This is a genomic window from Streptomyces sp. TLI_146 (assembly GCF_002846415.1).
Taxonomy (GTDB): Bacteria; Actinomycetota; Actinomycetes; order Streptomycetales; family Streptomycetaceae; genus Streptomyces.
Genome location: NZ_PJMX01000001.1, coordinates 5,798,567 through 5,823,366 on the forward strand (window position 1 = coordinate 5,798,567; position 24,800 = coordinate 5,823,366).

Below are 24,800 nucleotides of genomic sequence, written 5' to 3' on the forward strand. Positions count from 1 at the left end.
AGCGGCGCGACCACCGGCGCCTAGAATCCGGGGCATGATCCGCCTACTCCTGGCCGAAGACCAGTCCATGGTCCGCGAAGCGCTCGCCGCCCTGCTCGGCCTGGAGCCGGACTTCGAGGTGGTCGCCCAGGTGGCCAGAGGCGACGAGGTGCTGGCGGCCGCACGCACCCATGAGGTCGACGTGGCGCTGCTCGACATCGAGATGCCCGGCATCACCGGCATCGAGGCGGCCGCCGCCCTGCACCGCGAGCTGCCGGAGCTGAAGATCGTGATCCTCACGACGTTCGGCCGTCCCGGCTACCTCCGCAGCGCCATGGAGTCCGGCGCCGACGCCTTCCTGGTGAAGGACGCCCCCGCCGCCCAACTCGCGGCCGCCGTGCGCAAGGTGCTCGCAGGGGAGCGCGTGATCGACCCGACGCTGGCCGCCGCCGCGCTCGCGGAGGGCGCCAACCCGCTGACCGACCGCGAGCGGGACGTCCTGCGCGCGGCGGCGAACGGCGCCACCAACGCGGAGCTCGCCCGCACCCTCTGCCTCTCCCAGGGCACGGTCCGCAACTACCTCTCCATGGCCATCCAGAAGCTGGCGGCCCGCAACAGGGCGGAGGCGGTGGGGATCGCACGGGAGAAGGGCTGGCTCTGATCTTCCTCCGGCGTCAGTTCAGCATCGCCCGGGCCGCCCGCGCCCGCCCCCGGATCGTCTCCGCCGTACGCGGTTCCACCGGCTCCAGCACATCCGCGTACAGGTCGAGTTCCGCCGCCCCCGCGAGGAAGTCGCCCCGCTGGACCAGGAGTTGGGCCCGGTCGTAGCGCAGCCGGGCCGGGTGGGCGGGCAGCAGCAGCGAGAGGTCCAGGGCCCACAGGGCGACCGCGCTCTGCTCCGGGCGGGCCGCCGCCCAGGCGCGGATGTTGTTGAGGATGCGCAGCACGATCGCCAGCGGATCGGCCGGGGTGAGCATCGACGGGTCGAGCGGGGCGCCGGTGGCCCCGGCCACCAGGAGCTCCGCGTCCGCCCCCGTCAGCGGCCTGCCCCCGTCGAACGGATCCGCGAGCACCCGCTCCTCCGGGCGCCCGAAGCCCACCACGAAGTGGCCGGGCAGAGCCACCCCGTACACCGGCGCCCCGGCCCTGCGGGCCACCTCCATCCAGACCACCGAGAGCAGGATCGGCAGGCCACGGCGGCGGCGCAGGACCTCCGGCAGGAGCGAGGACTCCAGGCGCTGGTACTCGGCCGGGGCGCCCCGGAACTCACAGCGGTGGCCGAGCAGTTCGGCCAGCGCCAGCGCCCAGGCGCGGGCCCCGGTGACGCCGTACGGGAGCCGGCCCGCGAGGCGGTCCAGCTCCATCTGGGCGTCGTCCACACCCCGCTGCCCGAGCTCCGGATCGGCCACCGCGCCGATCAGCAGGCACAGCGTCGCGAGGTCGGGCCGCTCGGCCCGGGCCTCCTCGGTGAACTGCCGCCGCCAGTCCTCGGCGCCGGGGTTTTCGGGGTCCATAACCGCCTCGTACCCGTTCGTGGAGATCGGAAAGTCCGGGACGGGCTCACCCGTGCCGGAAGTGGTGGTAGGTGTGGTGGGTGGCGAAGCCCTGGGCGTCGTAGAGGGCCCGGGCCCCTTCATTGTCCGCCTCCACCTGGAGCCACGCCGCCGACGCCCCCTCGGAGAGGGCCTGGCGGGCCAGCGCGGTCATCACGGCCGTCGCGAGCCCCTCGCGCCGCCGCGCCGGGTCCACCTCGACCGCCATGAACCCCGCCCAGCGGCCGTCGACCACGCACCGGCCGATCGCGGCGGGCGCCTCGCCCGCCTCCCCGGGCACCGTCGCGAACCACGTCGACGGGCCGCTCTCCAGCACCTTCCGCACATGGGGTCCTGGTGTGCCCGTGCGCTGGTAGCGGCCGAGCCAGTCGGAGGAGACGGAACGGGACAGCGCGATCCGCGAGACGTCCGCGTCGAGGTCCCCGATCGGGGCAAGTGCGGCGATCCGCAGTTGGGCGCTTACCTCGCGAATCCACCCAAACTTTTCAAGATCGACACAGAGGCTCTCCTGCGTCCCCTCGGCGCCCGTGGACGTTTGTACGTACGTGGGAAGGCCGCGCGCCGAGTACCAGGCGTCCGCGTACGCCAGCGCGTCCGCGAGCGGCATTCCCGGGTCGCCGAGCGGCAGCACCGAATTGGCCCGGCGGGTGAATCCGCCGGCCGCCCGCAGCGTCCACCCGCCCAGCGCCTCGCTCTCCACGGGCTGCCAGGCGCGTGCGCTGACCAGCGCCAACTCCCGGAAGGTGGCGGCCGGGCCGCGACGCCGGGCGGGCTCGGCCGGGATGACCTTGCCCGCGACCATCTCGCGCTCGGGGATGCGGACCGTCTCCCCGTTCCTGCGCACGATCGACAGCGTCCCGGCATCCCACGATGTGAGAACGCCGACCGTGTCGGTGAACTTCTCGCCCCGCTCCCCGGTCATCGCCAGGTGTCTGACTGATACGCGTTTGCCCTGATCTTGTGGCGTGATTCTGACGATCAACCGTCCGCCGGTGGTGAACTCCACAGCTCTCTTCGCCCCTCCTGTTCGGATCGCGCCCCGGAACGGAGATACTAGGTGTGGGCATCGACGACGCCGCGCTCCCGCGCGCCACGTGGACGGAGCCGCAGACCGGCCCGCCGCGCCCTATCGAGGAGGAACGACAGCGTGACCTACGTCATTGCGGAGCCTTGTGTCGACCTTAAGGACAAGGCATGCATCGAAGAGTGCCCGGTCGACTGCATCTATGAGGGCAAGCGGTCCCTCTACATCCACCCGGACGAATGTGTCGACTGTGGCGCCTGTGAGCCGGTCTGCCCGGTCGAGGCGATCTTCTACGAGGACGACACCCCGGAGGAGTGGAAGGACTACTACAAGGCGAACGTCGAGTTCTTCGACGAGCTCGGTTCGCCCGGTGGTGCCTCCAAGCTCGGCCTGATCGAGCGCGACCACCCCTTCATCACCGCGCTGCCCGCCGACATCAACGCCGACAGCGCGCACTGACACCGACACCACGTGTCCCCCCGGTCCCGTACGGCGCCCACCGCCCTACGGGACCGAGGCGTTTCGTCCGTACGACGCCGAGTACGGAACCGAGTACGAGAAAGTGAGCACCTCCGTGGGCGCAGTCTCCGCACGCCTGCCCGTCTTCCCCTGGGACAAGCTGGAGCCGTACAAGGCGACGGCCTCGGCCCACCCGGACGGGATCGTGGACCTGTCCGTGGGCACCCCGGTCGACCCGGTCCCGGCGCTGATCCAGAAAGCGCTGGTCGAGGCCGCGGACTCGCCGGGCTATCCGACGGTGTGGGGGACCACGGAGCTGCGTGACGCGCTCACCGGATGGGTCGGGCGCCGGCTCGGCGCGGTCGGCGTCGGCCACCGCAACGTGCTGCCGGTGGTCGGGTCCAAGGAGCTGGTGGCCTGGCTGCCGACCCAGCTGGGCCTGGGCGCGGGCGACAAGGTCGCCTACCCCCGGCTCGCGTACCCGACGTACGAGGTGGGCGCCCGGCTCTGCGGCGCCGAGCCCGTCGTCTACGACGACCCCACCCAGCTCGACCCGGCCGGTCTCAAGCTCCTCTGGCTGAACTCGCCGTCCAACCCGACCGGCCGCGTCCTCGCCAAGGACGAGCTGGTCCGGATCGTCGCCTGGGCGCGCGAGCACGGCGTGCTCGTCTTCTCCGACGAGTGCTACCTGGAGCTGGGCTGGGAGGCCGAGCCGGTCTCGGTGCTGCACCCGGACGTCTGCGGCGGTACGTACGAGGGCATCGTCGCCGTCCACTCGCTCTCCAAGCGGTCCAACCTCGCGGGCTACCGCGCGGCCTTCCTGGCGGGCGACGAGGCCGTGCTCGGCGAGCTGCTCCAGATCCGCAAGCACGGCGGGATGATGACGGCCGCGCCCGTCCAGGCGGCCACGGTGGCGGCGCTCGGCGACGACGTGCACGTCCAGGAGCAGCGGGCGCGCTACGCGGCCCGCCGCGCCGCCCTGCGCGACGCGCTGGTCAAGCACGGCTTCCGGATCGAGCACAGCGAGGCCAGCCTCTACCTGTGGGCGACCCGCGACGAGGGCTGCTGGGAGACCGTGGAGTACCTCGCGGGCCTCGGCATCCTCGTGGCGCCCGGCGACTTCTACGGCGAGGCGGGCGAGCGGTTCGTACGGGTGGCCTTCACGGCGACGGACGAGCGCGTCGAGGCGGCCGTCAAGCGGCTGGGCTAGCCGTTCGCGCAACACCGGAAACGGAGACGAGAAGGGGCCCCGGGGACAGGATCCCGGGGCCCCTTCGGCCGTGTGCCGCGCGGGGCGCGGCCGCGCGGCTCAGCCGAGGGGCAGGCCCTTGAGCGGCAGCTGGTCGGTGGAGGGCAGCCCGCTGGTGGGCAGCTGGCCGCCGACCGGGAGGCCGTCCAGGCTGGCCGACTTGGCGGTGGAGCCGAGGAGGTCGCCCGCGTTGCCCGCGGCGTCGCCCGCCGTCTTCTGGGCCGCCGGGGTCGCCGTCTTGCCCGCCTTGCCGACGGCCTTGCCCGCGGCCGGGACCGCCTGCTTGACCGCCTTGCTGCCGGCCTCGCCCGCCAGGCCGGTGGCCTTCTGCGTGGCGCCGTCGACGGTGTTGCCGAGGTTCGCGCCGTCGAGTGCGGTCAGACCGCCCAGGTTCGGGGTCTCCGGAAGGGCCGCGGCGCTCGCCGCGCCGGCCGCGCCGACCACAGGAACTGCACCCGCCGCGATGAGCAGTGCGGCACGGGCGATCCGACGGGTCAGGGGGAGGGACATGATGCTCCTTGAGACGGGAGGAACGGCGTTCGGACGCTGTGACAACTCCTCTGGGTGCGGCGGAGGTTGCGGAGACCCCAGGTAAAGAGTTCGCAATGCGTCGCATTATCGGGTTCGGATAAAAACGGGCAAAAGAGCCGTGACGACAATAGGTTGAACGCCCCCGGATCCCTTTGTTCCCAAGGGAATTGACGATTCTTCGGGCGGGTGCGGGGGTGGGTGTACGAAACGGTGTACGCGAAAGCCATCTGTGCCCCGCACGGGTGGCCGTCCGAACGGGTGTCGCGCGCTATCCGGCGAGCTGGATCCGGACCTGGCCGAACGCGCCGGAGGTCTCCGCGCCGCCGTTCGCGCCCGGGCCGGTGGCGGCCGCGGCGGCCTCGGTGTCGTCCGTGTGCCAGCCCTTGCGGGAGCCGTCCACGCGCCAGGTGCGCCCGGCGTACGAGACCTGCTCGACGCGGAACGCGGCGGCGTGCGCGACTGCCCAGTGGGCCAGCTCCCAGCCGCGCTGCTCGGCGCCGCCCCCGCCGTCGGCACCGGCCCGCGCGGGCGTGCGCACCGGGACCGTGACCTCACGCCCCTCGCCCCGGTCCGGGGCCACCCCCGCGCCGAACGCGCGGGCCAGCTCGGCGCGTACCTTCGCCGGGTCGCCCGGGCGGGCGTCCTTGGAGATCGTGCAGGTCAGCGCGGCGGGAGTGCGGCCGGTGAGGGCGGCGGTGAGCAGCGCCGCGTCCGGCTCGTGCTTGGCGTAGGCCTGCGGGAAGCCGCTGCGCTGGACCCGCTGCGCGGCGACGGTGAGCGGCAGCCGCGAGTAGCCGGGCACCTCGGCCAGGCGCTGGTAGAACTTCCCGGCCGAATAGACCGGGTCCATGATCTGCTGCACGGTGCCCCAGCCCTGCGAGGGCCGCTGCTGGAAGAGGCCGACCGAGTCGCGGTCGCCGTGCGTGATGTTGCGCAGGCCCGACTCCTGGAGCGCGGTGGCCAGCGCGATCGTCACCGCCCGCTCGGGCATCCCGCGCGAGGTGCCGACCGCGGAGATGGTCGCCGCGTTCTCGGCCTGCTCGGGGCTGAGCCGGTAGGTGTCGTCCCCGGACCCCACCGTGCATCTCGGCGCCCCCGGCCCGCCACTCACGTACTGCACCACCAGATATCCGGCGACGGCGAGCAGCACGACGGCCGCGGCGACGATACGGAAGAGGCGGCCGCGCCTTACGGGTCGGTTGGGGGTGACGGGCTGGGACACGGGCACCACCGTACTGGAGGGCAGGACGACTGCCCCCGGCCCTGCCCTTCTGGACACTCCGGCCCAGCTCGGGACGGCCGCGCTAGGGTCGGGTCCATGGCAGACAGCGCACTCGACCTGACCCTGGACGGCCCCGCGCTCACCGCGTGGCTCGTCGACTTCCCGTCCGAGAGCGGAACGGAGAAGCCGCTCGCGGACGCGATCGAGGCGGCCCTGCGTACGCTGCCGCATCTGACCGTGGACCGCCACGGCAACAACGTCGTGGCCCGCACCCACCTGGGCCGGGCCGAACGGGTCGTCCTCGCCGGGCACATCGACACCGTCCCGATCGCCGGCAACGTGCCGTCCCGCCTCGACGAGAACGGCGTCCTGTGGGGCTGCGGCACCTCGGACATGAAGTCCGGCGTGGCCGTCCAGCTGCGCATCGCCGCGACCGTCCCCGAGCCCAACCGCGACCTCACCTTCGTCTTCTACGACAACGAAGAGGTCGCCGCACACCTCAACGGTCTCGGCCATGTGGCAGACGCACACCCCGACTGGATCGAGGGCGACTTCGCGGTCCTCCTGGAGCCCTCCGACGCCCAGGTCGAGGGCGGCTGCCAGGGCACGCTGCGGGTCATCCTGCACACGGCGGGGGAGCGGGCCCACTCCGCGCGCAGCTGGATGGGCTCCAACGCCATCCACGCGGCCGCCCCGATCCTGGCCGCGCTCGCCGCGTACGAGCCGCGCCGGCCGGTGATCGACGGCCTGGAGTACCGCGAGGGCCTGAACGCGGTACGGATCGAGGGCGGCGTCGCCAACAACGTCATCCCCGACGCCTGCGCGGTCACCGTCAACTACCGCTACGCCCCGGACCGCACCGCCGAGGAGGCGCTGGCCCACGTCCGCGAGGTCTTCGCGGACTGCGGGATCACCGAGTTCACCGTCGACGACCACTCGGGCGCGGCCCTGCCGGGGCTCTCACACCCGGCCGCCGCGGCCTTCATGGCGGCGGTCGGCGGCACCCCGCAGCCCAAGTTCGGCTGGACCGACGTCTCCCGCTTCGGCGCGCTGGGCGTGCCCGCCGTCAACTACGGTCCCGGCGACGCCCTCTACGCGCACAAGCGGGACGAGCATGTGGCCGTGGACCGGATCACCCACTGCGAACGGCGACTTCACGCCTGGCTGACCGCCTGAATTTCATCATTCGTCACGTAAGTCGTCCTACCCTGGCCGGACGCGTCATATGACTCAGTCAGCGGAGGGAGCACGCAATGGCCAACCCCGAGGGAGAGTTCCCGGGCGAACAGCGTCTTGAGCAGCGGCTCGGGCCGGTGCTGCGCCGCCGCGACCAGGTCCAGGCCGGCACCACCGACCAGCGCCTCCTCGACACCGAGGGCGACTCGGAGTGGGTGCACACCGACCCCTGGCGGGTCATGCGCATCCAGTCCGAGTTCGTGGAGGGCTTCGGCGCGCTCGCCGAACTGCCCAGCGCCATCAGCGTCTTCGGCTCGGCCCGTACGCCGGTGGGCTCACCGGAGTACGAGGCGGGCGTCGCCATCGGGCACGCGCTGGTCGAGGCGGGCTTCGCGGTGATCACCGGCGGCGGGCCGGGCGCGATGGAGGCGGCCAACCGGGGCGCGCGCGAGGCGCGGGGCGTGTCGGTCGGGCTGGGCATCGAGCTCCCCTTCGAGCAGGGGCTCAACCCGCATGTCGACATCGGCGTCAACTTCCGCTACTTCTTCGTGCGGAAGACGATGTTCGTGAAGTACGCCCAGGGGTTCGTGGTCCTGCCCGGCGGTCTGGGCACGCTGGATGAGCTCTTCGAGGCGCTCACGCTCGTCCAGACCGGCAAGGTGACGCGCTTCCCGATCGTGCTGTTCGGCTCGGCGTACTGGGCGGGCCTGGTGGACTGGCTCCGCGACACGGTGGTCGGCGGCGGCAAGGCCTCCGAGGGCGACCTGCTCCTGTTCCACGTCACGGACAGCGTGGAGGAGGCGGTGGCCCTGGTGACGAAGGAGGTGGGCCGGTAGGCCCCACCTCTTTCCGGCTGCGGCCCGTGCCGGGTTGCTCGCGCACCGGCTCGTGGCCGGAACTCTGCCCCCACCCCGCCCCTTCCCGAAAGCCCTCTGGCGGGCGGCCGGTCACTTCGTCTGCGGACCGTCTGTGGTTGCTCGCGCAGTTCCCCGCGCCCCTAACTACCTAGGGGCGCGGGGAACTGCGCGACCAGCCACCCACGGCCCGCAGGCGCAGGACGGGGCCCGGGGCGAAGCCCCGGCTACGCCAGGCCGCGTCGGGCCACCGCCGGCGGGCGGTGGCCCGCGATGGACGCGACCATGTCCAGGACCTGACGCGTCTCGGCGACCTCGTGCACCCGGTACACCTGAGCCCCCAGCCACGCCGACACAGCCGTCGTGGCGAGCGTCCCCAGCACCCGCTCCTTCACCGGCCGGTCCAGCGTCTCGCCGACGAAGTCCTTGTTGGACAGGGAGACCAGGACCGGCCACCCCGTCGCCGTCATCTCGCCGAGCCGCCGCGTCGCCTCCAGGCTGTGGCGGGTGTTCTTGCCGAAGTCATGACCGGGATCGATCATGATCCCGTCCCGCCGCACCCCGAGCGCGACCGCCCGCTCGGCGAGCCCCACCGTGACCCGGAGGATGTCCTCCACCACGTCCTCGTACGCGATCCGGTGCGGCCGCGTGCGCGGCTCCACACCGCCCGCGTGCGTGCACACCAGACCCGCCCCGTATCGCGCCGCGACCTCAGCCAGCTTCGGGTCGACCCCGCCCCACGCGTCGTTCAGCACGTCCGCGCCCGCCTCGCAGACCGCCTCCCCGACGTCGTGGCGCCAGGTGTCGACGCTGATCACCACGTCCGGGTGCCGCCGCCGCACCTCGGCCACGAAACCGACCGTGCGCCGCGCCTCCTCCTCGGCCGTCACCTCCTCGCCGGGGCCCGCCTTGACCCCGCCGATGTCGATGATGGCGGCGCCCTCGGACACCGCCTGCTCCACGCGGGCCAGCGCGGGCTCGTCGCGGAAGGTCGCGCCCTGGTCGTAGAAGGAGTCCGGGGTCCGGTTGACGATCGCCATGATCACCGGCTCGTGCGCGTCGAACTCGCGCCGTCCCAGCCGCAGCATCCGCTGTTTCCTCCTCGGGTAAGACGCCCGTGACCTCTAGGTTCCGTGTCCGGCGGGCCGGTCCGCGCCGCCCGACAGACCCTAACTCCCAGCCGCGCATGGCACGATCGGACCCGACGGATTCCGGCTGGCGGGGAGAGGCTTCGCGCGTGTTCTGGTTCTTGCTGATCGCCATGGTCGTGGTGGTCGCCGCGGTCACGCTGGCCGTGGTGGGCGGCGGCGACGGCGCCGTGCTGCCCGAGACGGGTCCCGAGCGGCTCACCGACCCGCTGCCCGAGGGCCGCCCGGTCGAGCGCGCGGACATCGACGCCCTGCGGCTCCCGGTGGCCGCGCGCGGCTACCGGATGGCCGACGTCGACGACGTGCTGAGCCGCCTCGCCGCCGAGCTCGCCGAGCGCGACGCCCGGATCACCGACCTCCAGGAGGCGCTCAGCGCCGCCCACGCACCCCGCGACGAGGAGCCCCGCAAGTGAGCACCGCCATCCCCGGCCCGGACGGCCGGCTGCGCTGCCCGTGGGGCCTGTCCAGCGCGGACTACGTCGACTACCACGACAGCGAGTGGGGCCGTCCGGTCCACGGCGACGACGCCCTCTACGAACGGCTGTGCCTGGAGGCCTTCCAGTCGGGCCTGTCCTGGATCACCATCCTGCGCCGCCGCGAGGGCTTCCGCCGCGCCTTCGCGGACTTCCGGATCGCCAAGGTGGCCGCCTTCACGGACGAGGACGCGGCGCGGCTGCTGACCGACGAATCGATCATCCGCAACCGCGCCAAGATCCAGGCGACGATCGCCAACGCGCGCGTACTGGCCGACTGGGCCCCCGGCGAGCTGGACGAGCTGATCTGGTCGTACGCCCCGGACGCGGCCTCCCGCCCGGCCCCGCGCACCCTGGCGGACGTCCCCCCGGTCACCGACGAGTCGACGGCGCTCTCCAAGGCCCTCAAGAAGCGGGGCCTGCGCTTCATCGGCCCCACGACGGCGTACGCGCTGATGCAGGCCTGCGGCCTGGTGGACGACCACCTGGCGGACTGTGTGGCCCGGGGCGGCCGTACCCCCTAAGGGGTACGGGCCACGGATGGCTCAGCGCCCCACATATTTCGGCTTCTCCTTCGCCAGGAACGCCGCCACCGCGATCCCGTGGTCCTCGGAGGCCCCCGCCCGCGTCTGGAGCTCGTCCTCCTTCTCCAGCGCCTCGGCCAGCGAGTGCCCCGCCCCGTACGCCAGGGACTCCTTCAGGGCCGCGTACGCGAGCGTCGGGCCGGCGGCCAGCGCGCGGGCCACCGCCGCCGCCTCGGCCGCCAGCGAGTCGGCCGGGACCAGCTTGTTGACGATGCCGAGCTCGTACGCCTCCTGCGCCGTGATCGAGCGCGGGAAGAGCAGCAGGTCGGCGGCGCGCGAGTGGCCGATCAGCCGGGGGAGCGTCCAGGAGACGCCCGAGTCGGCGGTCAGGGCGACGCCCGCGAACGAGGTGTTGAAGGCGGCCGTGTCGGCCACCACCCGGTAGTCGGCCGCCAGCGCGAAGCCGAAGCCCGCGCCCGCCGCGACCCCGTTCACCCCGGCCACGACCGGCTTGGGCATCTCGGTGAGGGCCTTCACGATCGGGTTGTAGTGCTCGCGGACCGTGCTCATCGTGGAGCCGGTGCCCGCCGCGCGGTCCGCCGCCAGCAGGGCCACGTGCTCCTTGAGGTCCTGGCCCACGCAGAACGCCCGGCCCGTCGCCGTGAGCAGGACCGCCCGTACCGCCGGGTCCGCCGCGGCGGCCCGCGCCGCGTCCCGCAGGGCGACCTTGGCCTCGGTGTTCATGGCGTTCATGGCGTCGGGACGGTTGATCGTGATCGTCGCGAGCCCGTCGGTCACCTCGTAGAGCACGGTGTCGGCCATTGGGATGGATCCCCTCCGTTGCGGTGTCGTGTCCGCCCAGCATGGCGGAGATCATCGGCGCCGCACATGTGACCTGCGTCAAACAATCCCGGCCACCGCCCGGACCGGGGGTGGCGAAGTATCGCAGGCGGATCGCCGAATTGGGTGGTTTTGATAGAGCGCGTTGCGCAAGCGATGCCGACCGATGTTGGTCATCGGGTCCTGCGATGCGGGATAATGACCTGGAAGCAATGTGTTCGATGCCGGTAACACGGTGCCTGTCATGGGGCCGCCGGCTGCGATGAGCTGGTTTCAGGAAGGGGAAACAGCATGGCGGCCATGAAGCCGCGGACGGGCGACGGCCCGCTCGAGGTGACCAAGGAGGGGCGGGGCATCGTCATGCGCGTTCCGCTCGAAGGCGGCGGACGGCTTGTGGTCGAGCTGACCCCGGACGAGGCCGAGGCGCTCGGTGACGCTCTTAAGAAGGTCGTCGGCTGATTCAGCGGGCTTGACCCCCAATCTGCCCCCGCCCCGGGCCGGTACGCGAGTACCGGCCCGGGGCGGAGTAGTTTTCCGGGGCCGCGAGCCCCGTGAAAAGCCGTCAGCCGCGCTTCACGGCGCAGAGCAGGCCGTCGCCCACCGGCAGCAGCGACCCGACGAGCTCCTGGCTCTCCCGTACGGTCCGCAGGAGGTCGCGCAGTCGCAGCACCTCGGCGGGCTGGACGCCGGAGTCGACCGTACGGCCGTCGGCGAAGACCCCTTCGAAGCAGACGATGCCGCCGGGCCGCAGCAGGCGCAACGATTCAGCGAGGTAGTCGAGGGACTCCAGCCGGTCGCCGTCGCAGAACACCAGGTCGTATCCGCCGTCGGCGAGCCGGGGCAGTACGTCCAGGGCGCGCCCGGGAATGAAGCGCGCCCGGTTCCCGGCGAAGCCCGCCGCGCGGAACGCCTGCTTGGCGAACTGCTGGCGGTCCGCCTCGGGGTCGACGGTGGTCAGCACGCCGTCCGGCCGCAGGCCCTGGAGCAGATAGATCCCGGAGACGCCGGTTCCGGTGCCGATCTCGGCGACCGCCTTGGCGTCGGCGGTGGCAGCGAGCAGGCGCAGCGCGGCCCCGGTCCCCGGGGACACCGAAGGCAGTCCTGCCTCCCGGGACCGCTCGCGGGCCCAGCGCAGCGCGTCGTCCTCGGCGACAAAGGCGTCGGCGAACGCCCAGCTCGTCTGCCGGTTGGCGGTAATGGCCCTCTCCTGTCCCCGTAGTTGGCGCGCAACGGTGACTGTATCCGCTGCACCCGGGAACCCGCAGATGGGACCGGGCGTTATGAAGGGCGGGGGGATACATGGACGAGATGGGCGAGTACGGAATCCCGGTCCCCGAGCGGTCCGGGAAGCAGCGCGGTGCGAGGGGCACGAAGCCCGTCCCAAATGCGCGTAAAGATTCTTATCCGGAGCTAACGGGCGAGGTGGCTATGGTAGGGGCTCCACTGGACACCACCAGAGCCGACAGGGGAGGTGCGGCTGCGCCTGTGGATCGGGGAGGAGTGCTCCGGCGCTTTCTCAGGTCGGCGGGTGAGCCGAAATCCGTGACCTACACCGCTGACCGTTCCACCGCCGCAGACTCCGCAGCCACCGCGACCTTCGCCGACGCGGATTCCCCGGCGTGGACCCCTCCCACCTGGGAGGAGATCGTCAGCACGCACAGCGGCCGCGTCTACCGCCTCGCCTACCGCCTGACGGGCAACCAGCACGACGCCGAGGACCTCACCCAGGAGGTCTTCGTCCGCGTCTTCCGCTCGCTGTCGACCTACACGCCGGGCACGTTCGAGGGCTGGCTGCACCGGATCACCACCAACCTCTTCCTGGACATGGTCCGCCGCCGCCAGCGCATCCGCTTCGACGCCCTGGGCGACGACGCGGCCGAGCGCCTCCCCAGCCGCGACCCGTCCCCCAGCAGGTCTTCAACGACGCGCACTTCGACGCCGACGTCCAGCAGGCGCTGGACACCCTCGCGCCCGAGTTCCGCGCCGCCGTCGTCCTCTGCGACATCGAAGGACTGTCGTACGAGGAGATCGCCGCCACCCTCGGCGTGAAGCTCGGCACCGTGCGCAGCCGCATCCACCGCGGCCGTTCGCATCTGCGCAAGGCCCTCAAGCACCGCTCGCCCGAGGCTCGGGCCGAGCAGCAGCGTGCCCTCGCGGGGGTGGCGCCCGGCGCCCCGGGGGCGGTCGGAGAGGGGACCGCGTGACCGGCACCAGTCCCACTCCCGCGGAACAGCATCTGGGAGACCGCCTCGCCGCCCTGGTCGACGGCGAGCTCAGCCATGACGCGCGCGAGCGCGTCCTGTCGCATCTGGCGACCTGTCCCAAGTGCAAGGCCGAGGCCGACGCCCAGCGCCGCGTCAAGAGCGTCTTCGCGCAGACGGCACCGCCCGCCCCCTCCGAGGGCCTTTTGGCCCGGCTCCAGGGGCTGCCCGGGGGGTCCGGAGGTGACGACGACGGTCGGGGACCATTCGGCGGGGGCCGCCTTGCCGACGGGGTCTTCTCGCCCGGAGTCCTGAGCGACCCGCGCGACCCGGCCGGGCGCTTCGGCTACGCACCCGGCGGGGCCCATGCGGCCGTCCTCGGCGGCGCGCTGCCCGGGCGGGGCTTCCGGATCCTCCCCCAAGCTCTGAATGAGCAGGGGGTGCCCCCATCCGTGGGCCGCCCCGAGGAGCGTTCGGGCTCGCCGTGGCGCGGGCGCAGGATCGCCTTCGCCGCCGCCAGCGCCGTCTCGTTCGCGGCGATCGCGCTCGGCGCCGCGGTCCCGTCGGACTCCGGGCCGGACACCACCGCCCGGGGCGACGGCTCGGGCAGCAATGTCACGCCGCTGCGGGCCCAGAGCCCGTCGGCCGCTCCGGCCTCGGGGACGTCCCTGTCCATGGAGTCGCAGCGCAGACACGGCGGCGCGGCGAGCGCGCCACTGGCTCCCGAGTACACGGCGCCGGTCCCGATGGGTCTGGCCGGGCTCAACGGCATCCCGTCCCAGCCGTCCCAGCAGTTCGGCAACCCGCCCCCAAGCTCCAAAGGAACAGGGGGGACCCCCTTGGCCGCTCTGCTGGGCAGTTCGTCCCTGCCTCCGCTGATACGTCCGGCGGTCGCCACCCTGGCGATGCGGCCGGTCACACCGCCACTCGCGCTCCCCGGCGCCACCCCGTCCGTACCGCCGACGCAGCTGGCGGCTCCCCGGCACTGACCGTGCCCTGCGCTCCTCCCGGCAAACCTGGTTGAATCCCTGGGAGGGGTGCCCCCGGGGGCACGCAGGACAGTTGCGGGGAGAGCATGAACGACGGGAAGCCCACCGGGTCCAAGCCGAGATGGTGGAACCGTCCCACCCCGCGCGGGGACGGCTCCGCGGCCGAGGAGACCTACGACCTGGCTCCGCCGGAGGCGCCGGTCCACGGTGAGCCGGTGGCGCCGGGCGCGCCCGTGCCGCCGGAGGCTTCGGTACCGGGTGAGCCGGTGGTCGGGGACGTGGCGGTTCCGGCCGCGCACGCTTCGGGCGAGGCCGTGGTGCCGGGTGCGCAGGACGTACCGGCCGCGGGTGCGCCGGAGGGTTCCGGGCAGGGGGAGTTGCCGTACTCGCTGGCCCAGGGCGAGCCCGTCGAGGACGAGTCGGCGTATCGGCTCGCGCCGCCCGCGCCTGCCGACCCCGCCCACGAGGCTGTTTCCGCCGAGCCCGCATCGGTGCAGCCCGCACCCGCCGCGCCGGTCGACGAGCCTGCCCAGGAGCCCGTCCAGGAGCCCGTCCACGACCCCGCCCGGTCCGAGGACCTGGCCGCGCCCCGGCGGCCCCTGCACGCCCCCGATCCGTACGGGACGCCGCCGTACGGCGGGCCGGGGCCGTGGGCGCCCGCGCCTCCCGTGCAGCGGCCGGCGCCGCCCGCCGGGGCGGTCCCGCCCCAGGGTGCCTACCCGGCACCGGAGGCCCCGGCCCCGTACCCCGCACCGGAAGGCGTGCCGCCGGTGGCGCCCTCCTCCCAGTGGGTGCAGTACGACCCGTGGGGCGCGGCCGGGCAGCCGCTGAGCACCGCCGGGGCGCCGCAGCAGCGGAAGCCGCGGCGCGGGGCGCTCGTCCTCGGGGCCGTCGTCCTCGCGCTGGTCGCGGGCGGTATCGGCGGCGGGGTCGGCGCGTACATCGAGCGCACCGGCGTCACCCGCGTCGACCTGCCGCAGGCCGGCAAGGGGCCCACCGGGCGCGCGCCCGACAGCGTCGCCGGGATCGCCGCGAGCGCCCTGCCGGGCGTGGTCACGCTGCACGTCAGCGGGGAGAGCGAGTCCGGCACCGGCACCGGCTTCGTGCTGGACAACGCCGGGCACATCCTCACCAACAACCACGTCGTGCAGCCCGCGGGTTCGTCCGGCGACATCAGCGTGACGTTCAGCGGCGGCGAGACCGCCCGCGCCACGGTGGTCGGCCGGGACTCCGGCTACGACCTCGCCGTGGTCCGCGTCACCGGGGTCTCCGGGCTGAAGCCGCTGCCGCTCGGCAACTCCGACAACGTCCAGGTCGGCGACCCGGTGGTGGCCATCGGCGCCCCCTTCGACCTCTCCAACACCGTCACCTCGGGCATCATCAGCGCCAAGGAGCGCCCGATCACGGCGGGCGGCGAGAAGGGCGACGGCAGCGACGTCAGCTATGTCGACGCGCTTCAGACCGACGCCCCGATAAACCCGGGCAACTCGGGCGGCCCGCTGCTCGACTCGCGCGCCCACGTCGTCGGCATCAACAGCGCGATCCGCGCCGCGGGCAACAGCGACAGCGGCGGCCAGGGCGGCTCCATCGGCCTGGGCTTCGCGATCCCGGTCAACCAGGGCAAGCGGGTCGCCGAGGAGCTGATCAACACCGGCAAGGCCACCCACCCGGTCATCGGGGTGACCCTCGACATGAAGTTCACCGGCGACGGCGCCCGGGTCGGCGCCAAGGCCGCCGACGGCAAGCCGTCCGTGACCCCCGGCGGCCCCGGCGCCACCGCGGGCATCAAGCCCGAGGACGTGATCACCAAGGTCGACGGCCAGCGTGTGCACAGTGCCGAGGAGCTGATCGTCAAGATCCGCTCGCACCGCCCCGGCGACCGCCTGGAGCTGACGCTCAAGCGCGGCGGCCAGGAGCAGCGGCTGACCCTCACCCTGGGCTCCGCCACGTCCTGACCTGTGCCTCGGGCCGCCGCGAGGGCCCGCCCCGGGTCGCCTATCGGTCACCCGTGGGGCAAGCGGCGGCCAAAGGTCACCGGGTAGGTACCGTTTCGACAGTTTCGGCGGGTACCGTGGAGCGGTCCATGACTGGACCCGGGAGCAGAGCCACGAGGAGCAGCAGGTGTTCAACGACATAGGGCCCATGGAGCTCGTCACCCTCGTGGTCCTCGCTGTGCTCATCTTCGGCCCCGACAAGCTGCCCAAGCTGATCCAGGACATCTCCGGCTTCATCCGCAAGATCCGCAGCTTCTCGGAGACCGCCAAGGCGGACATCCGCGCCGAACTCGGCCCGGAGTTCAAGGACTTCGAGTTCGAGGACCTGAACCCGAAGACGTTCGTGCGCAAGCAGCTCATGGACAACGACGACCTGGGTCTCAAGGAGATCCGCAACAGCTTCGACCTGCGCAAGGACATGGAAGAGGTCGCGGACGCGGTGCACGGCCGCGAGAGCGCGGCCGCCGGGTCCACCACGGCCGCCAACGGCTCGGCCGCGGGTGTGGCGGGCACGCCGGACCTCCTCAAGAAGCGCGACAAGCTCGACCCCGGCGAGCGCCCCCCGTACGACGCCGACGCGACCTGACACAACCCCCCGGCTTTCGTACAAGACGTCAATCCGAGCCACGTCAGCACCGTCATTCCCGGTGGGCGGGGCCGGGGTGGCTATCCTCCATAGGTCCGGCAGCCAGGACGCCCGAGGGGGGCGGGCCGCTGCGGACACCTACGGATCGAGGAGGCGGCCGGGCAGTGGAGACGACGAGTCGGGTAGCGGCACAGGGGTCCACCGAGGACACCCCGTCCACACCGGAAGGGGTGCCGGCGGCCCGCCGTGCGGTCGACGGCTATCTGCGGGCGCCGTTCGCCTGGTACGGCCTGGACGAGGCCTTCAGCGGGCCGCGCTGGCTGATGCAGGTGGCCACGGCGGCGGACGGCACCGTGCAGCACGGGTCCACCGGCCACGGCGACGAGCCGTCGATACGGCCCGACGCGACCGACCGCTCCGCCGCCGAGCGCGAGCGCTTCGCGGTGGTCGTGAGCGTGCCCGCCAACCCCACGCGCCGCAGCGGCGACGGTACGGGAGTGCTGGAGGCCACCTCGGTCTCCTCCGCGGCCTGGCTGGCCGGGTCCGGTCTGCTCTCGTTCACCTGGCCCGCCCAGATGGACCACGTGCTGCGCGGCGAGTGGCTGGACCAGCAGACCGAGGCGGCGTGGGAGCTGGCGGACGACCTGGCCGGGCCGGACTGGACGACGCTGTCGTTGCCGGTGGACGGGGTCGCCACGCCGTTCCACTACCGGGAGTCCGAGTTCGGCTGGGTGCTGGCCGGGACGGCCGGGGGCGGGGTGCATCTGGGTGCGTATGGGCGCGGGCTGAGCGCGTACGGGCTCGGGTTCGCGGTGGTGAAGGACATCACCACGTACGCCTAGGTCCGCTTCGGGACGGTTGTATCGCGGCTGCGGGCCGGTGGTGGGTTGCTCGCGCAGTTCCCCGCGCCCCTTAGATGGGCCCGAAGGGCCCTCCCAAGGGCGCGGGGAACTGCGCGACCAGCCCCCACCGGCCCGCAGGTAAGAACTTGTTCCTCTGGAACTCTTAGAACTTGTTCCTCGGGGTGATCCCCAAGGACATGCCCGACAGGCCCCGCTGGCGGCCGCCCAGCTTGCCCGCGATCGCCCGCAGGGCCGCGCCCGCCGGGGAGTCGGGGTCGGAGAGGACGACCGGCTTGCCGTCGTCGCCGCCCTCGCGCAGGCGGACGTCGATCGGGATCGAGCCGAGCACCGGCACGTTCGCGCCGGTCGTCTTGGTCAGGCCCTCGGCGACCTTCTCGCCGCCGCCCGTGCCGAACACGTCGACCATCTCGTCGCAGTGCGGGCAGGGCAGGCCCGCCATGTTCTCGACGACGCCGACGATCTTCTGGTGGGTCTGGACCGCGATCGAGCCCGCCCGCTCGGCCACCTCGGCGGCCGCCTGCTGGGGAGTCGTGACGACCAGGATCTCCGCGTTCGGGACCAGCTGGGCCACCGAGATCGCGATGTCGCCGGTGCCCGGGGGCAGGTCGAGCAGGAGGACGTCCAGGTCGCCCCAGTAGACGTCGGCCAGGAACTGCTGGAGGGCGCGGTGGAGCATCGGGCCGCGCCACACGACCGGGGCGTTCCCGGGGGTGAACATGCCGATGGAGATGACCTTCACGCCGTTCGCCGACGGCGGCATGATCATGTTCTCGACCTGGGTGGGCTTGCCGTCCACGCCCAGCATGCGGGGCACCGAGTGCCCGTAGATGTCGGCGTCGACGACACCGACCTTCAGCCCGTCCGCGGCCATCGCCGCGGCGAGGTTGACCGTCACCGAGGACTTGCCGACGCCGCCCTTGCCGGACGCCACCGCGTAGACGCGGGTCAGCGAGCCGGGCTTGGCGAAGGGCACCTCGCGCTCGGCGGTGCCGCCGCGCAGCGACGTCGCGAGCTCCTTGCGCTGTTCGTCGCTCATCACGTCGAGCGTGACGTCGACGCGCGTGACGCCTTCGACCCGCTCGACCGCCTCGGTCACGTTCTTCGTGATCGTGTCGCGCATCGGGCAGCCGGAGACCGTGAGGTACACCGTGACCGCGACCGCCCCGTCCGTCCCGATCTCGACCGTCTTGACCATGCCGAGCTCAGTGATCGGTCGGTGGATCTCTGGGTCGTTCACCGTCGCCAGTGCCTCGCGCACCGCGTCATCCGTAACCATATGGAGATGGTACGGCGCCGGGTCCCGCCTCCGGAAAGCCCTAGCGGCGGTCTGATTCGTCACTTCCGTAGGGGGCCTCCGGCGGGAATACGACGCGCCGGTCCTCCATCTCCTTGATCATGTCCTGCAGTTCCGAGCGGATCCAGTCGCGGGTGGCGACCTCGCCGAGGCCCATCCGCAGCGCGGCGATCTCCCGGGTCAGGTACTCGGTGTCGGCGATGGAGCGCTCGTTGGACTTGCGGTCCTGCTCCAGGTTGACGCGGTCGCGGTCGTCCTGCCGGTTCTGCGCGAGCAGGATCAGCGGGGCCGCGTACGAGGCCTGGAGCGACAGGGCGAGGGTCAGGAAGATGAACGGGTACTCGTCGAAGCGCAGCGGCGCCGGCGCGAAGATGTTCCAGACCACCCAGAGGATGATGACCAGGGTCATCCAGACGATGAACCGCCCGGTCCCCAGGAAGCGGGCGATCTTCTCGGAGAAGCGGCCGAACGCCTCCGGGTCGTACTCGGGCAGCAGGCGCGGCCGGGGCGCGCGCGGCAGGTCGAGGCGGGTGCGCGGGCCGCGCGGCACGGCGCTCGCCCCCGACGCGCGCGTGCGGTCGCGCTCCTCCGTGCGGTCAGCCATGCGAACCCCCCTCGGCGGCGTGGAACTCCGCCTCGCGCCAGTCCTCGGGCAGCAGGTGGTCGAGGACGTCGTCGACGGTGACCGCGCCCAGCAGCGAGCCGCTGTCGTCCACGACGGGCGCGGCGACCATGTTGTACGCGGCGAGGAACGCGGTGACGGCGGGCAGCGGGGTCTCGGGGGACAGCGGCGGCAGGTCGTTGTCCACGATCGAGGAGACCAGGGTGAACGGCGGGTCCCGCAGCAGCCGCTGGAAGTGCACGGTGCCCAGGTACTTGCCGGTCGGCGTCTCGTCGGGCGGCCGGCACACGTACACCTGCGCGGCGAGCGCGGGCGAGAGGTCCTGCTGGCGTACGCGCGCGAGGGCGTCCGCGACCGTGGCGTCCGGGCGCAGCACGATCGGCTCGGTGGTCATCAGACCGCCCGCGGTGCGCTCCTCGTAGCTGAGCAGTCGGCGCACGTCGGCCGCGTCGTCCGGCTGCATCAGCGTCAGCAGGCGCTCCTTGTCCTCCTCGGGCAGCTCGGAGAGCAGGTCGGCGGCGTCGTCCGGGTCCATCGCCTCCAGGACGTCGGCGGCCCGCTCGTCCTTCAGCTTGCCGAGGATCTCCACCTGGTCGTCGTCCGGCAGCTCCTCCATCACGTCCGCGAGCCGGTCGTCGTCGAGGGCGGCGGCCACTTCGCCGCGGCGCTTGGGGGAGAGGTGGTGCAGCACGTTGGCGAGGTCGGCGGGGCGCAGCTGCTCGAAGGTGGCGAGCAGGCTCTCGGCGCCCTGGCCGTGCTCCTCCAGGGAGAAGCCGGTGACCGCGGACCACTCGACGGTCAGGGTCTCGCCTTTGCGCCGCAGGGCGCCGCCCTTGCCGCGCCGTACGAAGACCTTGTCGATCTCCCAGTCGCGGCGGGCGGGCAGCTGCTGGATGGCCACGTCCAGGACCGTCACCTCCTCGCCCTTCTCGACGAGGGTGACCCGGCGGTCCAGCAGCTCGCCGAGCACCAGCCGCTCGGTGGGGCGCTGTTCGAAGCGGCGCAGGTTGACGACGCCGGTGGTGATGACCTGGCCGGACTCGACGCCGCTGACCCGGGTCATCGGCAGGAAGATCAGCCGGCGGCCGGCCACCTCGACGACGAGGCCGAGCAGCCGGGGCGGGCGGCGGCCGACCCGCAGTATGGCGACGAGGTCGCGCACCCGGCCCACCTGGTCGCCGTTGGGGTCGAAGACGGCGACGCCGGAGAGGTGCGAGACGAAGATCCGGGGGACGCCTGCCGCCATGCTGAGCGCCTCCTCTTGGGCGTGATCCGACCTTGTCGCGGCCTGAAATGGCGCTGAATATCTGATTCAGGCTAGCCGGTGACCATCCGGCGCGCCTTTGAGGGGCGTCCGTACGGCTCTCTGCCGGGCAGCGTAGACGGCCCGGGTAGGGTGCCCTCTGCCGACCCCGACTTCGCGCCCCCCACCTCGCGCGCTCCGACGAAAGGCCGTGTGCCGGTGACCACTCGCTCCCTGTCCGTACGGGCCCGCCGGGCCGCGCTCCCCGTCGCACTCTGCGCGGGGCTCGCCACGGCCGTCACGGCGTGCTCCTCGGACCCGGACGAGGGCACCAACGGCGTCGGCAAGCTCTCCGCCACCGACATCGAGGGCAAGGCGCGCACGGCGGCGGACGGCGCCGACGCGGTGCACCTCAGCGGCACGCTGGTCAGCAAGGGCGGCTCGTACCGGATCGACATGCGGCTCAAGGGGACCGGCGCGACCGGCACGGTCACCTCGAAGAACAGCACGTTCACGCTGCTGCGGGTGGGCGACGAGCTCTTCCTCAAGGCCGACGCCGGGTTCTGGTCGCACAAGGACAAGGGCGGCGACCCGGGGAGCGCGGCGGCGGGCAAGCAGCTCGACGACAAGTACGTCAAGGTGCCCTCGGGCGACCCGTCGTACCAGGAGCTGCGCGGCTTCACGGACAAGAGCGCGCTCCTGAAGGGCATGCTCGGGCTCCAGGGCGAGCTCTCCAAGGGCGACCGGTCCAAGGTGGGCGAGGTGCGCACCATCCGCGTCAAGGCGGGCGAGGACGGCGAGGGCGGCACGCTCGACGTCTCGCTCCAGGGCACCCCGTACCCCCTGCGCTTCGAGCGCGCGGGCGGCGCGGGCGTCCTGGAACTGGGCGACTGGAACCAGGACTTCGCACTGGCGCCGCCGTCGAAGGACGCGACGGTGGATTACGGGAGCCGCCTTCCGAAGCGGTAGGGCTTCGCGGCCCGGTCTTTGTCTGCGGGCCGGTGGCGGGCTGGTCGCGCAGTTCCCCGCGCCCCTATAGATGCGCCCCTTCGGGGCGCCCAGGGGATTGCCGCGGAGCGGCACTTTTAGGGGCGCGGGGAACTGCGCGACCAGCCCGCCACTCACCCGCAGACGAAGACCGGCCCCTTCAGCGCCGCTTCCGCTTCAGCAGAAGCCTCGGCAGCGCCGCCGGCGCCGGCCGACGGGTCGTGGCTGACGTCTCCACCGGGCGGGCGGCCAGCGAACCGGAGGGCATCTCGGTGCGCACCGAAACCGGCGCCAGGCGCAGCACCCGGCACTCCCGCGCCCAGCGCCCCGTCACCGCCTCCCCGTCCGGCGCGTTCAGCCGCTTCGTCTTCAGCTCGGCGGCCACCGCCTCCCACAGCTCGCTCTGCGGCGCGACCTCGCTCACCGCGGCCGTCCAGACCACCAGGCGGCCGCCCTTGTCCTTGCTGCGGACGGTCACCTCGGCGGTGCCGCCGTCGGCCAGGCCTTCGAGGGGCTGCTCGCCGGGGCCGCCGCCCACCACATACGCGGCGCCGTCGTGCCATACGTGCCACAGCGCGCGGTCGGCCGTCCCGGTGCCCCGCACCCAGATCAGCCCGGACTTCTTGGTGGCCTCCTCGACGAGGGCCCGGTCGAGCAGCGCAGGTGTCATGGGGTCACTTTATGGGACGGCCGGTACGGGGGTGGCGGCGTTGTCCACAGCCCGGACCGACAGTTCCGTAAATATGTTTAGCGCCTTACTCTCCGCCCCTTACTCTCTTGTCGTGCCCACCACCACCGCGTCCGCCGCCACCCCGGCCCTGACCGCCTCTCCGGCGGCGCCCCGGCTGGACTTCGCGCTGCTCGCCGTCGCCATCACCAGCGTGTCGCTCTCCGCGCCGCTCATCGCCGCGACGGCGGCCCCCGCGCTGGCCATCGCGTTCTGGCGCAACGCCATGGCGGTGGGGGCGCTCACCCCGCTGGCCGCGCTCAGGTACCGGGCGCAGCTGCGCGGGCTGACCCGGCGCGAGGCGGGCCTCGCCATCGCCGCAGGGGCGCTGCTCGCGCTGCACTTCGGGCTGTGGCTGCCGAGCCTGCGGATGACGTCGGTGGCGTCCTCGACCGCGCTGTGCACCACCACCCCGATCTGGACCACCATCGCGCTGCGCCTGCGCGGCCACCGGCCGCCCGCGATGGTGTGGGTCGGGACGCTGGTCGCCTGCGCGGGCGTGGTGATGCTCACCGGCGTCGACATGACCACCTCGCCGCGCGCCCTGGCCGGTGACGCGCTCGCCCTCGGCGGCGGTATCGCGGCCGCCGGATACGTGCTGCTCGGCGCCGAGGTCCGGCGGACCGTGGACACCGTCCCGTACACCTACCTCTGCTACGGGACGGCCGCCGCCGGGCTGCTCGCCGCCTGTCTGGCGAGCGGCGCGGACCTCACCTCGTACTCCGGGGCGACCTGGGCCAAGCTGGCCGCGCTCACCGTCGCCGCCCAGCTGCTCGGCCACTCCCTGCTCAACCGGGTGGTGCGGGGCCTGGGGGCGTCCGTGACGTCCACGGCGATCCTCCTGGAGACACCGGGCGCCGCCCTCATCGCGGCGCTCTGGCTGGGCCAGCAGCCGCCCGCGCTGGCCTGGCCCGCCCTCGTGGTGATCCTCGCCGGGCTCGCCCTCGTCGTCAGAGCCAACCGTTCCGCTTGAGCGTGCGGTGGATGACGAGGCAGCTTCCGGCGATGGCGGCCAGGACGAGCGGATAGCCGTACTTCCAGTGCAGCTCCGGCATGTGGTCGAAGTTCATGCCGTACACCCCGCACACCATCGTCGGTACGGCGATGATCGCCGCCCATGAGGTGATCTTGCGCATGTCCTCGTTCTGGGCGAACGACGCCTGCGCCAGATTGGCCTGGAGGATCGAGTTCAGGAGCTCGTCGAAGCCGACGACGTGCTCCTGCACGCGCGCGAGGTGGTCGGCGACGTCCCGGAAGTACTTCTGGATGTCCGGGTCGACCAGCCGCATCGGCCGCTCGCTGAGCAGCTGCATCGGCCGCAGCAGCGGCGAGACCGCCCGCTTGAACTCCAGCACCTCGCGCTTGAGTTGGTAGATCCGCCCGGCGTCCGTGCCGCGCGGGCTGCCCTTGGAGGGGGCCGAGAAGACGTCGATCTCGACCTCGTCGATGTCGTCCTGCATCGCGTCCACGACCGCCAGATACCCGTCGACGACCTGGTCCGCGATGGCGTGCAGCACGGCCGATGGGCCCTTGGCGAGCAGCTCGGGGTCGTCCTGGAGGCGCTTGCGCAGCGCCCGCAGCGAGCCCTGGCCGCCGTGCCGGACGGTGATCACGAAGTCCCGGCCGGTGAAGCACATGACCTCGCCGGTCTCCACGACCTCGCTGGTCGCGGTGAGTTCGGCGTGCTCCACGTAGTGGACCGTCTTGAAGACGGTGAACAGCGTGTCGTCGTACCGCTCCAGCTTGGGCCGCTGGTGGGCGTGGACCGCGTCCTCGACGGCCAGCGGGTGCAGCCCGAACTCGGCCGCGATACCGGCGAATTCGGCCTCGGTCGGCTCGTGCAGCCCGATCCAGGCGAAGCCGCCGTCCTCCTGAACCCGCCGCATCGCCTCGCGCGGCGACAGGCACGAGTCGGCCTGGGTGCGCAGCCCGTCGCGGTAGACCGCGCAGTCGACGACCGCGCTGCTCGCGGACGGGTCGCGGGTGGGGTCGTACGAGTTGTACGGGGCGGTGCTCTTGCGCAGCGAAGGGCGCAGGGACGGGCGGACCGCGGCGCGCAGGTCACGGATCATGGACATGGCAGAACTCCTTCACGGAGGGGCCGCCGGCGGGCGTGGCACTGCCGGGAATGGGGACGTGACGCGACGGCTGCGTACAGCTGCGTACGTCCGCAAAGCGGGCGGTACCGCGGGTGCGGTGACGGCGTTCGCTACGGAAACGGACTGGGTGAGGCGATGTGCTCTTCCGTCGTGCGAAATGCCA

Annotated in this window: 26 protein-coding genes and 1 pseudogene; 15 read left to right on the forward strand and 12 right to left on the reverse strand. The window is 72.6% G+C overall.

Annotated features, from left to right (window positions below; all coding sequences use genetic code 11):
- The first annotated feature begins 34 nt into the window (after positions 1–34).
- Positions 35–640, forward strand: coding sequence for a response regulator (locus BX283_RS26050; protein ID WP_373979292.1), 606 nt, complete (start codon positions 35–37; stop codon positions 638–640).
- A 13-nt stretch (positions 641–653) separates the two neighbouring features.
- On the opposite strand, the gene BX283_RS26055 is transcribed toward BX283_RS26050, so the two are convergent.
- Complete coding sequence (locus BX283_RS26055; RefSeq protein ID WP_101389918.1) at positions 654–1,493, reverse strand: transglutaminase-like domain-containing protein; 840 nt, start codon at positions 1,491–1,493, stop codon at positions 654–656.
- 46 nt (positions 1,494–1,539) lie between these two features.
- The gene (locus BX283_RS26060; protein ID WP_101389919.1) at positions 1,540–2,538 is read right to left on the reverse strand and encodes a GNAT family N-acetyltransferase; all 999 of its coding nucleotides are present in this window, start codon (positions 2,536–2,538) and stop codon (positions 1,540–1,542) included.
- 141 nt (positions 2,539–2,679) lie between these two features.
- Here BX283_RS26060 and fdxA point away from each other — a divergent pair, with 141 nt between their 5' ends.
- Together fdxA and BX283_RS26070 are read left to right on the forward strand one after the other, a co-directional pair.
- Positions 2,680–3,015, forward strand: coding sequence for a ferredoxin (gene fdxA, locus BX283_RS26065; RefSeq protein ID WP_101389920.1), 336 nt, complete (start codon positions 2,680–2,682; stop codon positions 3,013–3,015).
- A 115-nt stretch (positions 3,016–3,130) separates the two neighbouring features.
- On the forward strand, positions 3,131–4,225 hold the full coding sequence (locus BX283_RS26070) for a bifunctional succinyldiaminopimelate transaminase/glutamate-prephenate aminotransferase (RefSeq protein WP_101392580.1): 1,095 nt from the start codon (positions 3,131–3,133) through the stop codon (positions 4,223–4,225).
- A 99-nt stretch (positions 4,226–4,324) separates the two neighbouring features.
- Here BX283_RS26070 and BX283_RS26075 read toward each other — a convergent pair whose 3' ends face one another.
- Together BX283_RS26075 and BX283_RS26080 are read right to left on the reverse strand one after the other, a co-directional pair.
- On the reverse strand, positions 4,325–4,774 hold the full coding sequence (locus BX283_RS26075; protein WP_101389921.1) for an ATP-binding protein: 450 nt from the start codon (positions 4,772–4,774) through the stop codon (positions 4,325–4,327).
- A gap of 289 nt (positions 4,775–5,063) precedes the next feature.
- Entirely contained in the window at positions 5,064–6,017 is a 954-nt protein-coding gene (locus BX283_RS26080) for a hypothetical protein (protein ID WP_101389922.1), read from the reverse strand.
- A 96-nt stretch (positions 6,018–6,113) separates the two neighbouring features.
- On the opposite strand from BX283_RS26080, the gene dapE reads away from it, so the two are divergent.
- A complete protein-coding gene (gene dapE / locus BX283_RS26085; RefSeq protein ID WP_101389923.1) occupies positions 6,114–7,193 on the forward strand; it encodes a succinyl-diaminopimelate desuccinylase in 1,080 nt (359 codons plus the stop codon).
- A 77-nt stretch (positions 7,194–7,270) separates the two neighbouring features.
- Complete coding sequence (locus BX283_RS26090; protein ID WP_101389924.1) at positions 7,271–8,029, forward strand: TIGR00730 family Rossman fold protein; 759 nt, start codon at positions 7,271–7,273, stop codon at positions 8,027–8,029.
- Positions 8,030–8,274: 245 nt separating this feature from the next.
- Here BX283_RS26090 and folP read toward each other — a convergent pair whose 3' ends face one another.
- On the reverse strand, positions 8,275–9,135 hold the full coding sequence (folP, locus tag BX283_RS26095; RefSeq protein WP_101389925.1) for a dihydropteroate synthase: 861 nt from the start codon (positions 9,133–9,135) through the stop codon (positions 8,275–8,277).
- 149 nt (positions 9,136–9,284) lie between these two features.
- On the opposite strand from folP, the gene BX283_RS26100 reads away from it, so the two are divergent.
- Positions 9,285–9,608, forward strand: a complete 324-nt coding sequence (locus BX283_RS26100; protein ID WP_257583870.1) for a DivIVA domain-containing protein — start codon at positions 9,285–9,287, stop codon at positions 9,606–9,608.
- Complete coding sequence (locus tag BX283_RS26105; protein ID WP_101389927.1) at positions 9,605–10,192, forward strand: DNA-3-methyladenine glycosylase I; 588 nt, start codon at positions 9,605–9,607, stop codon at positions 10,190–10,192. The genes BX283_RS26100 and BX283_RS26105 overlap by 4 nt, the downstream gene beginning before the upstream one ends.
- Before the next feature lie 21 nt (positions 10,193–10,213).
- Here the strand turns inward: BX283_RS26105 and BX283_RS26110 are convergent, their stop codons facing one another.
- Positions 10,214–11,014 (reverse strand): enoyl-CoA hydratase/isomerase family protein, encoded by an 801-nt coding sequence (locus BX283_RS26110; RefSeq protein WP_101389928.1) that lies wholly within the window; start codon positions 11,012–11,014, stop codon positions 10,214–10,216.
- 309 nt (positions 11,015–11,323) lie between these two features.
- Between BX283_RS26110 and BX283_RS26115 the strand changes: the two genes are divergently transcribed.
- Positions 11,324–11,491 carry a DUF3117 domain-containing protein gene (locus tag BX283_RS26115; protein ID WP_009997451.1) on the forward strand — a complete coding sequence of 56 codons (168 nt, stop codon included), beginning with the start codon at positions 11,324–11,326 and terminating at the stop codon, positions 11,489–11,491.
- 103 nt (positions 11,492–11,594) lie between these two features.
- On the opposite strand, the gene BX283_RS26120 is transcribed toward BX283_RS26115, so the two are convergent.
- Positions 11,595–12,299, reverse strand: a complete 705-nt coding sequence (locus tag BX283_RS26120) for an O-methyltransferase (protein WP_101392581.1) — start codon at positions 12,297–12,299, stop codon at positions 11,595–11,597.
- Between the two features lie 275 nt (positions 12,300–12,574).
- On the opposite strand from BX283_RS26120, the pseudogene sigE reads away from it, so the two are divergent.
- The 5 genes and pseudogenes from sigE (at position 12,575) to BX283_RS26145 (ending at position 17,644) form a co-directional block, all read left to right on the forward strand.
- Positions 12,575–13,236, forward strand: a pseudogene (gene sigE / locus BX283_RS26125) (RNA polymerase sigma factor SigE).
- Complete coding sequence (locus BX283_RS26130) at positions 13,233–14,222, forward strand: zf-HC2 domain-containing protein (protein WP_101389929.1); 990 nt, start codon at positions 13,233–13,235, stop codon at positions 14,220–14,222. Before sigE ends, BX283_RS26130 begins: the two are co-directional and overlap by 4 nt.
- Before the next feature lie 86 nt (positions 14,223–14,308).
- Positions 14,309–16,177, forward strand: coding sequence for a S1C family serine protease (locus BX283_RS26135; RefSeq protein ID WP_101389930.1), 1,869 nt, complete (start codon positions 14,309–14,311; stop codon positions 16,175–16,177).
- Between the two features lie 166 nt (positions 16,178–16,343).
- Positions 16,344–16,802: a sec-independent translocase gene (locus tag BX283_RS26140; protein ID WP_101389931.1), complete on the forward strand. Its 459-nt coding sequence runs from the start codon at positions 16,344–16,346 to the stop codon at positions 16,800–16,802.
- A gap of 164 nt (positions 16,803–16,966) precedes the next feature.
- Positions 16,967–17,644 (forward strand): hypothetical protein, encoded by a 678-nt coding sequence (locus tag BX283_RS26145; protein WP_101389932.1) that lies wholly within the window; start codon positions 16,967–16,969, stop codon positions 17,642–17,644.
- 163 nt (positions 17,645–17,807) lie between these two features.
- Here the strand turns inward: BX283_RS26145 and BX283_RS26150 are convergent, their stop codons facing one another.
- Genes BX283_RS26150 through BX283_RS26160 form a run of 3 tightly spaced genes read right to left on the reverse strand, consistent with a single transcriptional unit; the run spans position 17,808 to position 20,827 of the window.
- Positions 17,808–18,941 carry an Mrp/NBP35 family ATP-binding protein gene (locus BX283_RS26150; protein WP_101389933.1) on the reverse strand — a complete coding sequence of 378 codons (1,134 nt, stop codon included), beginning with the start codon at positions 18,939–18,941 and terminating at the stop codon, positions 17,808–17,810.
- A gap of 40 nt (positions 18,942–18,981) precedes the next feature.
- Complete coding sequence (locus tag BX283_RS26155; protein ID WP_101389934.1) at positions 18,982–19,563, reverse strand: DUF1003 domain-containing protein; 582 nt, start codon at positions 19,561–19,563, stop codon at positions 18,982–18,984.
- Positions 19,556–20,827 (reverse strand): magnesium transporter MgtE N-terminal domain-containing protein, encoded by a 1,272-nt coding sequence (locus tag BX283_RS26160; protein ID WP_101389935.1) that lies wholly within the window; start codon positions 20,825–20,827, stop codon positions 19,556–19,558. The genes BX283_RS26155 and BX283_RS26160 overlap by 8 nt, the downstream gene beginning before the upstream one ends.
- A gap of 216 nt (positions 20,828–21,043) precedes the next feature.
- On the opposite strand from BX283_RS26160, the gene BX283_RS26165 reads away from it, so the two are divergent.
- The gene (locus BX283_RS26165) at positions 21,044–21,793 is read left to right on the forward strand and encodes a hypothetical protein (RefSeq protein ID WP_101392582.1); all 750 of its coding nucleotides are present in this window, start codon (positions 21,044–21,046) and stop codon (positions 21,791–21,793) included.
- A 178-nt stretch (positions 21,794–21,971) separates the two neighbouring features.
- Here BX283_RS26165 and BX283_RS26170 read toward each other — a convergent pair whose 3' ends face one another.
- Entirely contained in the window at positions 21,972–22,481 is a 510-nt protein-coding gene (locus BX283_RS26170; RefSeq protein ID WP_101389936.1) for a hypothetical protein, read from the reverse strand.
- A 112-nt stretch (positions 22,482–22,593) separates the two neighbouring features.
- On the opposite strand from BX283_RS26170, the gene BX283_RS26175 reads away from it, so the two are divergent.
- Positions 22,594–23,511, forward strand: coding sequence for a DMT family transporter (locus BX283_RS26175; RefSeq protein WP_257583877.1), 918 nt, complete (start codon positions 22,594–22,596; stop codon positions 23,509–23,511).
- Here the strand turns inward: BX283_RS26175 and BX283_RS26180 are convergent.
- Positions 23,489–24,616 (reverse strand): magnesium and cobalt transport protein CorA, encoded by a 1,128-nt coding sequence (locus BX283_RS26180; RefSeq protein WP_101389938.1) that lies wholly within the window; start codon positions 24,614–24,616, stop codon positions 23,489–23,491. The two genes, BX283_RS26175 and BX283_RS26180, sit on opposite strands and share 23 nt — an antisense overlap.
- Between the last annotated feature and the right edge of the window lie 184 nt (positions 24,617–24,800).

Bases quoted from the DNA above. Each gene is read 5' to 3' on its own strand.
- BX283_RS26050 (WP_373979292.1), top strand. From the start codon at position 35: ATGATCCGCCTACTCCTGGCCGAAGACCAGTCCATGGTCCGCGAAGCG.
- BX283_RS26055 (WP_101389918.1), bottom strand. From the start codon at position 1,493: ATGGACCCCGAAAACCCCGGCGCCGAGGACTGGCGGCGGCAGTTCACC.
- BX283_RS26075 (WP_101389921.1), bottom strand. From the start codon at position 4,774: ATGTCCCTCCCCCTGACCCGTCGGATCGCCCGTGCCGCACTGCTCATC.
- dapE (WP_101389923.1), top strand. From the start codon at position 6,114: ATGGCAGACAGCGCACTCGACCTGACCCTGGACGGCCCCGCGCTCACC.
- BX283_RS26090 (WP_101389924.1), top strand. From the start codon at position 7,271: ATGGCCAACCCCGAGGGAGAGTTCCCGGGCGAACAGCGTCTTGAGCAG.
- folP (WP_101389925.1), bottom strand. From the start codon at position 9,135: ATGCTGCGGCTGGGACGGCGCGAGTTCGACGCGCACGAGCCGGTGATC.
- BX283_RS26110 (WP_101389928.1), bottom strand. From the start codon at position 11,014: ATGGCCGACACCGTGCTCTACGAGGTGACCGACGGGCTCGCGACGATC.
- BX283_RS26115 (WP_009997451.1), top strand. From the start codon at position 11,324: ATGGCGGCCATGAAGCCGCGGACGGGCGACGGCCCGCTCGAGGTGACC.
- BX283_RS26135 (WP_101389930.1), top strand. From the start codon at position 14,309: ATGAACGACGGGAAGCCCACCGGGTCCAAGCCGAGATGGTGGAACCGT.
- BX283_RS26150 (WP_101389933.1), bottom strand. From the start codon at position 18,941: ATGGTTACGGATGACGCGGTGCGCGAGGCACTGGCGACGGTGAACGAC.
- BX283_RS26155 (WP_101389934.1), bottom strand. From the start codon at position 19,563: ATGGCTGACCGCACGGAGGAGCGCGACCGCACGCGCGCGTCGGGGGCG.
- BX283_RS26160 (WP_101389935.1), bottom strand. From the start codon at position 20,827: ATGGCGGCAGGCGTCCCCCGGATCTTCGTCTCGCACCTCTCCGGCGTC.
- BX283_RS26170 (WP_101389936.1), bottom strand. From the start codon at position 22,481: ATGACACCTGCGCTGCTCGACCGGGCCCTCGTCGAGGAGGCCACCAAG.
- BX283_RS26180 (WP_101389938.1), bottom strand. From the start codon at position 24,616: ATGTCCATGATCCGTGACCTGCGCGCCGCGGTCCGCCCGTCCCTGCGC.